The 11,629-nt window shown below is 61.3% G+C and carries 8 protein-coding genes and 2 pseudogenes; 4 read left to right on the plus strand and 6 right to left on the minus strand.

Annotation, left to right across the window (positions count from 1 at the left end):
• Positions 1 to 135: 135 nt before the first annotated feature.
• On the plus strand, positions 136 to 1,188 hold the full coding sequence (locus tag Q0938_RS17045; RefSeq protein WP_299364938.1) for a type II glyceraldehyde-3-phosphate dehydrogenase: 1,053 nt from the start codon (positions 136 to 138) through the stop codon (positions 1,186 to 1,188).
• 67 nt (positions 1,189 to 1,255) lie between these two features.
• On the plus strand, positions 1,256 to 1,921 hold the full coding sequence (locus Q0938_RS17050) for a L,D-transpeptidase (RefSeq protein WP_299364940.1): 666 nt from the start codon (positions 1,256 to 1,258) through the stop codon (positions 1,919 to 1,921).
• Between the two features lie 966 nt (positions 1,922 to 2,887).
• On the opposite strand, the gene Q0938_RS17060 is transcribed toward Q0938_RS17050, so the two are convergent.
• The 6 genes from Q0938_RS17060 to Q0938_RS17085 all read right to left on the minus strand — a co-directional run bounded on the left by Q0938_RS17060 (position 2,888) and on the right by Q0938_RS17085 (position 8,859).
• A complete protein-coding gene (locus Q0938_RS17060) occupies positions 2,888 to 3,400 on the minus strand; it encodes a L,D-transpeptidase family protein (RefSeq protein WP_299364954.1) in 513 nt (170 codons plus the stop codon).
• 175 nt (positions 3,401 to 3,575) lie between these two features.
• The gene (locus Q0938_RS17065) at positions 3,576 to 4,625 is read right to left on the minus strand and encodes a YncE family protein (RefSeq protein WP_299364944.1); all 1,050 of its coding nucleotides are present in this window, start codon (positions 4,623 to 4,625) and stop codon (positions 3,576 to 3,578) included.
• A 190-nt stretch (positions 4,626 to 4,815) separates the two neighbouring features.
• The gene (locus Q0938_RS17070; RefSeq protein ID WP_299364946.1) at positions 4,816 to 5,211 is read right to left on the minus strand and encodes an EF-hand domain-containing protein; all 396 of its coding nucleotides are present in this window, start codon (positions 5,209 to 5,211) and stop codon (positions 4,816 to 4,818) included.
• Positions 5,212 to 5,373: 162 nt separating this feature from the next.
• Positions 5,374 to 6,552 carry a phosphatidylserine/phosphatidylglycerophosphate/cardiolipin synthase family protein gene (locus Q0938_RS17075; protein WP_299364948.1) on the minus strand — a complete coding sequence of 393 codons (1,179 nt, stop codon included), beginning with the start codon at positions 6,550 to 6,552 and terminating at the stop codon, positions 5,374 to 5,376.
• Between the two features lie 123 nt (positions 6,553 to 6,675).
• Positions 6,676 to 7,950 carry a glucoamylase family protein gene (locus tag Q0938_RS17080; protein ID WP_299364950.1) on the minus strand — a complete coding sequence of 425 codons (1,275 nt, stop codon included), beginning with the start codon at positions 7,948 to 7,950 and terminating at the stop codon, positions 6,676 to 6,678.
• A gap of 132 nt (positions 7,951 to 8,082) precedes the next feature.
• Positions 8,083 to 8,859: a glucose 1-dehydrogenase gene (locus Q0938_RS17085; RefSeq protein ID WP_299364952.1), complete on the minus strand. Its 777-nt coding sequence runs from the start codon at positions 8,857 to 8,859 to the stop codon at positions 8,083 to 8,085.
• A gap of 392 nt (positions 8,860 to 9,251) precedes the next feature.
• Here Q0938_RS17085 and Q0938_RS17090 point away from each other — a divergent pair.
• Both Q0938_RS17090 and Q0938_RS17095 read left to right on the plus strand, forming a co-directional pair.
• Positions 9,252 to 10,315: pseudogene (locus Q0938_RS17090) on the plus strand (IS3 family transposase); the annotation flags it as partial.
• Between the two features lie 890 nt (positions 10,316 to 11,205).
• Positions 11,206 to 11,340, plus strand: a pseudogene (locus tag Q0938_RS17095) (transposase); the annotation flags it as partial.
• Between the last annotated feature and the right edge of the window lie 289 nt (positions 11,341 to 11,629).

Genomic DNA, 11,629 nt, shown 5'->3' on the forward strand with positions numbered 1-11,629 from the left:
CTTTGACAGGTCCGATAGGTACGAGCTTTGGCGCCTTACCTTGGTACTGCTTTCGACTGGCGGGGAGGCGGCAAAGCTGACCGGACGAGCCGCTGTTGGGGGCGACCTCAGGCGAGACGGAGAAAGGAACAGGATATGGCCGAGCGAGAAAAGGTTCGCGTGGCGATCAACGGCTACGGCGTGATCGGCAAACGCGTCGCCGATGCGGTGGCGCTGCAGCATGACATGGAGCTCGCGGGAGTGGCGGATGTCGCTACTGACTGGCGTCCGCGCATGGCGACCCGCAAGGGGTATGCCCTTTATGGTGCGACAGCCGAACATGCCGGAGCGATGCGCGATGCGGGGCTTGCAGTAGCGGGCGCGCTCGACGAGCTGCTCGATACCGCAGACCTCGTTGTCGACTGCACCCCAAAACGGATCGCAGCGCAGAACGTCGGTATCTACCGTAACCGCAAACTCAAGTTCATCGTTCAGGGCGGCGAGAAGCATGAGGTCACCGGGCATTCCTTCGTCGCCGAGGCAAGCTATGCCAGTGCCGTTGGTCGCGACAGCACCCGCGTCGTTTCCTGCAACACGACATCGATCGTGCGCACACTTACCGCGTTGAAGAACGCCGGTCTTCTCCGCCGTGCCCGCGGCACGCTTCTGCGTCGCGCCACCGATCCGTGGGAGAGCCATCTGGGCGGGATCATGAACACCCTTGTTCCCGAGCCCGGGATCCCGAGCCATCAGGGCCCGGACGCGCAGAGCGTCGATCCTGATCTCGATGTGGTCACAATGGCGGTCAAGGTGCCTGAAACACTGGCGCATCTGCATTACTGGTCTGTGCAGCTGACGCGACCGGCCGAAAAGTCCGAGGTGGTCGAAGCATTCGGTGCCGCATCGCGCATTGCGCTCATCCGCAATGGCGACGGACTGACAGCGCTGAACGCGGTTACGGAGATGATGGCCGACATGGGGCGCCCGCACGACAGCCTTTACGAGGTGGCACTGTGGGAGGACATGATGCGGGTTGAGGGTGACGAGGCGTTCTACGCCTACATGGTCGACAATCAGGCAATTGTAATCCCCGAGACGGTGGATGCCATCCGTGCCCTGATCGGGAACGTGTGCGACGCCCGCGAGTCCATAGCCAGAACCAATGCGGCGCTCGGCATCGGCGCCGTCGTCCACGCGCTCGGACGATAGTAAAAAAGATAAAGGAAATTAGCGGGACCGTTGGCGTTCATGAAAATCAAGGGAGTAGAGCAGAAAAATGTTGACACGGCGCCACTTCATCTCGGCTTCAGCTATGCTTTTCTCACCTGCGATCTCGCGTCCGCTGTTTGCGAACTCGTGGCCTGACGAAGCCCAGCGAGCCGCCTGGGACGCGCAGGTTACACCGCCGGGTTACGATGCGGCGACGACCAATCCATGGGGCCTGCATCCGCGTTTTCTGCCAACACGGGTGATCGCAAACGCCGGGCTCACGCCGGGCGACATCCATGTGGATGCGGTGGCGCACTACCTCTATCACATTGAGGAGGGTGGGACCGCCATGCGCTATGGCGTGGCTATCGGACGGGACGATCTTTATGAGCCGGGCACCTACACGATCCAGCGCAAGGTGGAATGGCCACACTGGACCCCGACCCAATCCATGATCAGACGCGAGCCCGAGGTTTACGCGAAGTATGCGGACGGGATGGAACCCGGACCCAACAATGCGCTGGGTTCGCGCGCGCTGTATCTTTATGTCGGGGACAGGGACACGTATCTTCGGATACACGGCACACCCTATCCGCGGTCAATCGGCACGCGGGCGAGTTCCGGATGCGTCCGGATGGTGATGGCCCACATCAACGACCTCTATTCGAACGTCGTGACCGGATCGACCGCCTTCCTCTACCCGCCCGAGGGATACGTCAGCGCACTGAGCTGAATCCAACTTCCGCTCCCCCGAACGCGCGCGCTCGAAGTTAAGGCGTCCCGAATCGATTGTTGTTCGGATGCGCAACAGTCCGGGGGCGCGCCGAATGGTCCCGCCGCGATTGCAGAAGCGGGCATACTGGCCGATCACTTTGGCAGCACTACGCGGCCTGAGGTACGCAGATCCGTCGACCGTCGACCGTCCTGAGTGGCAGCAAAGTCGTTTCTACTGGTCCGGCGTAGCTATACCAGTAACATCCGTCTTCCGGTAACAGACGTGCCGACTGAACATCCTGATTGGGCGCTGCAAGGGCTACAATGGAATCGGGTACACCCTCCGACTGCGCGGTGACCGGTCTGTCAGGTAACGCTGCCGAACAGGCTCCCACTATCAAGGCCGCTGTCAGGATCCATCCGGATTGGGCTCGCATTCTCATGTCCTCACATCTGTTGTTTTTCTGGATGAACTGGTGTGGTGTACCGTCGCATCGGACGAAGGCGATTGGAGAACGGCCAGGGACATCATCCGAAGCGGCCGCACCGCGGAGGGACACATGGTGCCTGGCAGGCGCTGATGAGGTTCGTGCCCTTCAATGGCATCGATGTGCCCAAGGGGCGCAACGATCAAGAGCTGAAGCATAGATGGCTGCCAACTTTAAGGCGACAAACCCGGGCAGCACCGCCTGACCGGTCGCAAATGTAGCAGCGCCAGCCTCCTTGTCCATCATTCGCCAGCATAAAGCCTGCTGCGTAAATCCGGCCTCGGCAACAGGCGCGGTTGCAAGAGAAAACCGCTATTGGCAAAGTTCGGCGACTGGTCTTTTCATGCGCTGGTTACGTCAATGTTGCGTGACTTCATGAAAATTCCGCAGATCGTACATCCCGAAAAGAGGCCGTCGCTGCTTGCCGATTCGGGAGCCGCAGCGGGGATGACCTCGACAGGTGGCAAGGGCCTTGTTCGTTCGACCGCCGCAAGGCATCAGGGATAGATGACAATCGGAACTCCCGGCCGCAGCATGGCATAGATGTCCTCGACCTCCTTGTCCTTTACGGCGATGCAGCCTGCGGTCCAGTCGCGGCGCTGCTTGACCAGCGCGTTGCCTTCCGGCCCGCGCCCGTGAATGAAGATGTCCCCCCCGGCAGACATCCCGAGGGCCCCGGCCCTCGCGCTGTCCTGCGCATTGGGGTAGGAGATGCCAACCGACAGGTAATAGCGGCTGTCGGGATTGAAGCGGTCCACGAAATAGACGCCCTCGGGCGTGCGGCCGTCGCCTTCGAACCTCTTCGGCCCGACAGGCTCGTTGCCAAGGCCGACATCGTAGGTCTTCAGCACCTGCGTGTCGTTGATGAACAGATACATCTTCCGCTCGGCTTTCTTGATCACGACCTGCGTTACCGGCGGGCCATCATAGGTCTTGATCTTGGACGGGCTGGAGCAGGCAACCAGCGTTGCCAGCAGAAACAGCCCCAGAACGGCGCGAAAGGTTCGCATCATCACTGCCTCGACGCTTGTTGGTCGCGTTTCGTTCCGACTGACGCTCGTGAAGACGCCTCGCCAGCCGCAAACCAGGATTATCACCGTCGCAGCTGGCGCCACCCATCGAACTGGCCAACAGCCTTTGGTCGATTTGATGTCATGTCGTTCTCGTTCCGATGTGTTGCACCAGTCAGGGCATGACCACCATCTGGTGCCCGACATCACCCACAGGGATTTCGTTCGTGGCGCTCAGCGTCGCCTGATCGACGATCCAGACCTTCGGCTCGGACTGGCTGGAGACAAAGAGCGTGTTGGTCCCGACTATAGTCGTAAGGTGGTAGGGTGCGGGCGAGAGGTCGTTGCCGCGCATCTCGCCCGAGGCAAGGTCCACCGCGATCAGCTTCTCCGCGCCAAGGCTGCTGACGAAGAGTGTCGAGCCGTCGTCTGAGAGATCAAACCCGTGCAGCGCACCGCCGATGTCAAAGCTGCGGGCGACCTCTCCCCCGGGAAGAGAAATTTCATGAACCACGCCTGCATCCGCGTCGGCTGCATAGAGCGTTGAGCCATCTTCAGTCAGCAGCACATGCTCGGGTGCCTCGCCGGCCACAATGTTGCGGGCGACGATCCCCCGGTCGACGTCGACATCGCTGATCGTGCCGTTGCCGGTGTTGCTGACGTAGAGGTTCGTCCCGTCTTTGCTGAAAACGGCGTAATTCGGCAGCGGCCCGGTTGCAACGAAACCCTTGTATTCCATGGCATCGAGGTCGATGAGGCTGATCCCGTCACCCGCAGGATGGGTCGCGGCGGCCATACCTCCGTCGCGCGAGACTGCGACGTGATGTACGGCACCGGGGACTTCGAGACGGCGGACGATCTCTCCGGTCCCGGCGTCGAGCACAGTCAGGATGCTGATGCCCTGATCGCTCGGCATCGCGCCCTTGGCTGGCGCGGCATGATGTTCGGCGTGCTCGTCCTCGCTGACGGAATCCGGCTTCGGCGCCTCGTCGGCCTCGTCGGGCGTCACATCGGCGTAGCTGCCGGCGACGAGGTAGCGGCTTCCGGGCGAGCCGGCCAGACCGTGGACTGCCTCCAGCCCCTTGATGCGACGAATGACCTTGCCGGTTGTGCTGTCAACGACGATCACCTGATCGGCGCTGCCGTCGGGGATATAGACCGTCGCGGCGTGACCTGCGCTCGCCATCCCGAGGGTCAGAGCGGCCACGGCGGTGGATTTCAACAAGCTGTATGTCATGATAACTTCCTGTAGGCTGTGGTGCCGCGAAAGCGTCGACGGTGTTCGTTCGTCACATCTCCAGCCTCCGCAGCCGCAGCGCCTTCAGGACCACCGACAGCAACAAGGCGCTCATCGCAGCTTCCGGAGACGGAATTCGGGCGCAGAACGACCCCTCACCGTATGCGCAGACCGCCTCTTACTGGCCGCTCCGGCTCATCATGCCACTGCCCGTCATGAAGCTCCGGATCTCATCCCGGCTGAGTTGCCCGTCGGCATCGGTGTCGGCCATTCCGAACACGCGCGCATGGACGGCTTGAACCTCCTCGAGCGAGAGGCCGCCACTGCCGTCGGTGTCGATCATTGCCATCATCATCTTCAGCATCATCGGATGGTCCGTGCCGCCTTGGCTCATCATGCTGCCACCCTGGGCCATGTTCCCCGAGCCTTGGCCGCTTTGGTCCATCATTCCCTGCATCGGGGTGTTGGCCTGCGGCATTGCCCCGGTTTCGTTCTGATCGTGCTGGGCAGCCTGAGCACTTACCCCCGCAAGCGCAAAAACCGAAGCAGCCAGTATCATACGGCTCGTGGTCATCGGGTCTCTCCTTTTCGATTACTGGCACGCCACCGGTGCCTCTGTTCTGTAGACGTCAATCAGGGCCGCTTCTTACACTTTGCGCGCCTCTTCTTGCAGGTGGGAGAAGAGTTCCTGTCGAGATGCAGCGAATGTGCTCGCCTCCCCCACACAGGGGGTCGCTCACAGCAGCCGGCGCGCAGCCCACCCGATGGTTTCCAGACTGCGGTCGCGCCAGCCGCGTCGACGCCACGCGGCCAGGGTCACTTCCGCTGCGTCGGCGAGATCAACCCGGTACTGGTCCCGCAGTTGCTCGGCTAAAACCCGGTCGCGCGCAATCAGCACGAGTTCCTGATTCACAAACAGGCTGAGGTGGTCGAGGTTTGCCGACCCGACGATCGACCAGTCCGAATCGATGACGGCGGTCTTGGCGTGCAGGTACCGCGGCAGATACTCGAAGATCCGTACGCCAGCGGCCAATAGCGGTGCATAAGCCGCCCGCGTCGCCCATCCCGCAATCAGCGGGTCGCTTCTCCGGGGCACCAATAGCCTTACGTCCACGCCGCGTTTCGCAGCGAGCTGGAGAGCGTCGTCAACCATGGTCCTCGGTCCGAAGTAGGGCGAGGTGACATAGACGTAGGCCCGGGCTTGCGCGATCAGGCCGGCATGAAGGCAGGCGAGCCGACGCCTGCAGTGACGCGAGTAGCTCGGCACCAGCAAGGCCTCCAGGCCTTGGGGATCTTCGGGAATGGCGCTTGCCGGTGGCTGGTGGGCGTCATGCCAAAGCCGGTCAAAATGGCCCGCTGCGAGCAACGCCAGCGGTCCAAGGACGCGCACATGGGTGTCGCGCTGACGTATCTCGCCGTGAAGCCGGTGCGAGTTCAGTCGACGGATGTTGAAGCCACCGAGGAACGCCTCACGGTCATCGACGACCAGCAGCTTGCGATGATCGCGCTGGAGGTATCGTTGCGGATTCAGGAGGTGAAACGGGCGGAACCAGCGGAACCGGACTCCGCTGAGTTCAAGCTCGGGCAAGAGCTTCCGAATTTTCCGTTGTCCGGCGCCGAAGGCGTCGAGGTGCAGACGAACGTCAAGCCCGGCGCGAGCCTTCGCCGCGAGCGCCGTAACGAAGCGCGCGCCAACCTCATCGGCCGCGAAAATGTAGGATTCCATAAGAATGTCACGCCTCGCGCCTTCGATAGATGCGATCATCGCATCGAAGAGATCATCGCCCTCGAAGAAAAGCCGGAACGCGCCCCGGCCCTCGCGGAGGTCCGGCAGGCACATGGTGGCGCTTGCCGAGGCGAAAGACGATGTGCCGGCTTCTGCAGACCCGCCTGGATCTTCGTCTGCGAGGCTCATCGCGTGTATGTGCCGGCGTCGCGGGTCGCGCGCCCTGAAGTCACTATATTCCTTATCGGGCTATTTATTTCACGCTTCATTTTCAGTTGCCCGTGTATCCGACAGTTTGATCCACCACAGCCGTTACAGCCAGCCGCCAGTGAACCCCGCGCGTCGCAGCCCTGTGATAACGTAAGGACATGCGCGCATCAGCTGCCACAATAATCCCGATCGGTAATTTTCACACATCAGCACCACAGGGCCAAGGTTGATCCCGAAGTGCCACGGCGATGTCCAGCCAGCGTCGGTATCTGCTCCGTTCTGAAAGGTCAGATTGAAGCTGCATCGAAAGCAGTATTTGCCTGTAATTGATGGATAGACTTCCTGGAAATTCCTGATCGTCGGCAACACGATCTCCGGTGCGAACGGCAACGATGCCACCACGGCCCAGGGTGCGACCGTGCCGTCATCAGGGCCATACGGCACCCCTCGGGCAACATAGTCGGAAAAAATGCGCTCGATGCCGTTGATGCGGCGCGTTGTCCAGCCGGGCCCGTCGCTTGCGGTCAAGCCCCAGAAGTTCTCTCCATAGCCTTCAAATTCCAGGGGATTGCGGATGGCGTACTCTTGCTGGACGCAGGTTGCGCGGCGGCTGTTCTCGAAATAGTCGATGCCCTTGTCTCGGGCAAACGCATCCTGGATCCCGCGGAAGTCTATCCAGATATGCGAGTACTGATGAATGAACAGCGGCCCCCCATAGATAAATTCGTAGTCGTATATTTCCTTCCATTCATAGGTCGAAGTCCACGCCGCATAGCTCTCCGCAGCCAACGGATGGGTGGGTGAGCCCAGGCCGAGGACGTACAGAAGAGCGGCCTCGTCATAACCTTCCCATCGATACGGCAGAAATCCGCCCTCGGGAGTCCACCCGTGGGTGAGCGTCGCGCCGCCATTGCACGCCCATCGCCAGTCCGCACGCAGGTAGAGCGCGTTGGCCAGCGTCCGTATTTCCTGCTCGTCCTTACTGTCCCGATTGAAATACCCTGCGGCGGCGAGCATACCAGCCAGGAGGAAACCGGTATCGACGGTTGACAGCTCGCAATGGCCTGCACGCCTTCCTGTCGTCATGTCGAGAAAGTGATAATAGAAGCCTTTGTATCCCGTCACGTCAGAGCCTGTACCCTCCGGGCTGTTCCAGAAGAATCGCAATGTCGCCAAGGTCCGATCAATTGCGCCGCTGCGTGACATCCATGCGCGCTCGACGCCGACAGGATAGGCCGCTAGCGCGAAACCGACGGCAGCGATGCTCGCGGGAGCGCCCGGCTGCGATTTGTCGGCCACGAGACCATTTGCAGCATCTGTTTCGTTCACAAAATAGTCGAAAGCACGCTGCTGCAATTTATCGAGGCCTGTTTCCACAAACCCGTGCGATCTCGCGTGTGACTGTCGCTGCATCATAAACCCGCAGTTTCCCGATGTTGGCACAGGTCCCGTTTCAGGGCGCAGATCCTCTCTGTCGCCGCATCTGCAAACCGCGTGCAGGTCTCGGCGCTACTGCGCTGTATACCCGCCGTCAATGACGAGTTCCGCGCCGGTAACAAACCTGGCTTCATCCGAGGCGAGGTAGATCACGCCATAGGCTATGTCGTCCGGTTCGCCGACTCTGCCAATCGGGTGCAGCGCTTCGAGCGCCTTGCGACCCTCCGCGACGTCGCCATGTTCGGCGAGGTAGTTTTCAACCATCGGCGTCCAGATATAGCCCGGATGGATCGAGTTCACCCGGATGTTCAGCCCCGTCTTGGCGCAATAAAGCGCGACGGACTTGGTATAGAGCCGGACGCCGCCCTTTGACGCGTTGTAGGCTCCGAGGTTCGGGTCGCCCACCAACCCCTCGATCGAAGAGATATTCACGATTGCGCCGCTTGACGGATCGTTGCGGCTCATCGTCCGGATCGCATGCTTGGTGCCAAGGAAGACCCCGTCGAGGTTGATGCTCATCAGTGCTCGCCAGCGTTCCAGTGTTTCTTCTTCTGGTGGACCGCCCCAGCCGACGCCTGCGTTGTTGACAAGCACGTCGAGCCGGCCGAACCGATCCAGCGTCACGGCCATCACCCGTTCCCAGGCACTTTCATCGGCAACGTCGTGCCCGAGATAAAGCGCTTCGCCGCCATTCTCCACGATGGCCTTCGCCACGGCGCCGCCCTCGGCATCCTTGATGTCGGTCAGCACCACTTTGGCGCCCTCGCGCGCCAGCATCCGCGCTGTAGCGGCCCCAAGCCCTAGGGCTGCGCCGGTGACGATCGCCACCTTATTCTTCATGCGCTCCATCTTCCCCTCCTTCATTCCTGCATTTCGTCCTCACGCCACGCCGCTCTGGACGGCACAGAGGGGCCACTCCCTCGTTAAAGACGCATTGACCCCGGAAGCATTACAGACCGAGCTGATCCGATCGGTTGTACCGCCCGCTCAGCCGCGGAAGGTGCCAGTATATGGTGTTGAAGTGTAAGAAGCCGACTTTGAAAACGTCGGCCGAACAGGCCATCTGCATCTATCAGCGTGCATGCGGGTCTGCAGTCTGGAAGCCGAGGATGGAGCATCGCGCGGTCGCAGTCGGAATTGCAGTGGTCAGCTGTAATCTCACGGCAGGTTGAGCGTCTTGAGCTGCTGCCGGTTTCGTGGACACGAAGATAAGATCGTGACCAAGGAACTGGAGAGTGGATATGACGAGACGGAAGTTCAGCCGCGAGTTCAAGATCGAGGCCGTCAGGCTGGTGACGGACCGTGGTGTTGCGGTGGCGCAGGCCGCGCGTGACCTTGATGTGGCGGAGAGCTTGTTGCGGCGCTGGGTGCGGGAACTGACCGCGACACCTGCTGCAGCGTTTCCCGGGAATGGGCAGATGCGGGCAGACCTCGCCGAGATTGCAGCCTTGAAGAAAGAGGTCGCCCGGCTCCGGGCGGAGCGTGATATCCTGAAGAAAGCGGCAGCTTTTTCCGCGCGCGAGGCGACATGAGGTTCGCCTTTATCGCCAAGCATCGCCACATCTGGCCCGTCAGCTGGCTGTGCGATGTGCTGGAGGTCTCGCGGTCGGGCTTCCACGCTTGGCTCAATCGCCTGACCAGCGCCCGCGAGATCCATGATGCCAAGCTCGTCACGGCGATCGAGACGAGCTTCAAGGCCAGCGACCGGACCTATGGCGCCCGCCGCGTCTGGCGCGATGTTCTGGAAGACGGGCTAGCCTGCGGGCTTCACCGGATCGAACGCCTGATGCGGATCAATGCCTTGCGGGCACGCCCCAGACGCCGTGGAAAGCCCAAGGACGATGGGGAACGGTCGGTCATCGCGGACAACATCCTCGACCGCGACTTCCAGGCGGACCGGCCGAATCAGAAATGGCTGGCCGATTTCACCTACATCTGGACCGCCGAGGGCTGGCTTTATGTCGCGGTGGTGCTGGACCTGTTTTCCCGGCGCGCAGTCGGTTGGTCCATGAAGGCTGATCGGGATGCATCACTGGTCATGGACGCGCTGATGATGGCGGTCTGGCGACGCGGCAAGGCCGATGCGCTGTTGCACCACTCGGATCAGGGATCGCAATACACAAGCGAGCAGTTTCAAAGGCTTCTGGCCGACAACGGCATCACCTGCTCCATGAGCCGGGCCGGCAATGTCTGGGATAATTCCGCGATGGAGAGCTTCTTTTCATCGCTGAAGACCGAGCGCACGGCCCGAAAGGTTTACCGCACCCGCGACGAAGCCCGTGCCGACGTCTTCGACTACATCGATCCGCACCGTAACGTCGGTCGTACGATTATGATTTCGATTACCATCTGTGTGTTGGTCTATCTGCTTGTCGCGTTCGCCGTTGGGGCGAGCCTGTCCCTCGACCAGATCGTCGCCGCGAAAGATTATGCCTTGGCTGAGGCGGCGGCACCGGCCTTCGGGGCTGCCGGCTTCTACTTCACCATAGCTCTTGCTGTCGTGGCGACGGCCTCGGGGCTGTTGGCCAGCGTCTTTGCAGTGGCGCGCATGCTGGCAATGCTGACGAGCATGAAGATGATACCTCATAGCCACTTCGGCATGTCCGGTCCAATTCGCGATCACATGCTGGTCTATACGGTCGTGCTGGCGGCGGTTCTGGCGGTGTTCTTTGATCTCACGCGCATCGCGGTCCTTGGGGCTTTCTTTTACCTGGTGATGGACATCCTGATCCATTGGGGCGTCTTCCGGAGCCTGCGGCAGGAAATCGGTGCGCGAGGCTGGGTCCTGCTTACCGCGATCGTGCTCGACGTGCTGGTCCTGGGCGTGTTCGGGGCCTTGAAGCTGCGTTCCGATCCGCTCATCGTGGTCACAGCAGTCATCTCTGTTGCTGTGGTGTTCATCTTTGAGCGTATCTATCTCGCTCGTCGGGCGGCGTCCGACAGCAAGGCGGCATGATGAGCAAAGGAAACCGGTCGTCACTCTCACCCTGAACCCGTCGATCGAAGGCGCAGCCCAGACCGGGAACTTGCCGTGGCAGCACAAGTGGTCCATAGACTGATGTGTGGCTTGCGTTGTTGCTCGGGTTGGTCGAAGTCATGGCAGGGACCCCTGAACTGATGCGGAGGATGCTTCCACCCGACGGGATCAACATGCCATAAAGATGTTGTAGCAGGTTTGAAAACAGACGCGCCTGGCGGGCGGGGACGTTCGACCCGCAACTGATCGCCAAGTACCAGCGGCGCTTCCCGGACTTCGACGACAAGATCATCTCGATGTACGCGCGCGGCATGATCACACGGGCGATCCGTGGCCACCTCAAGGAACTCTACGCCCGACGGAACGCTCCGTCGTCCCAGCCTGGCGGCGAAACTGGAACCGCGTCACCCCCTTCTTTGCCTTCCCCGTTCTCGCCCGCGCAAAAATGGACCACGGCACGTCTTTTCGGCCCCGGCGCTGACGTTCCTCCCGGTCAGGACATTACCGAACGCCGGCATACCGCTGTCCAGGACGACTGCCATGCGCACCAGTGCCGCCGTTCCGCGGCTCTGTTGCGCAAATCGCGTGTTGGCCGAGGTTCCCCTTTCCCCGGACAGACTTATCCCACGGCTTCCGTGACAG

Origin of the sequence: uncultured Paracoccus sp. (assembly GCF_947496875.1) — a bacterium.
Taxonomy (GTDB): Bacteria; Pseudomonadota; Alphaproteobacteria; order Rhodobacterales; family Rhodobacteraceae; genus Paracoccus.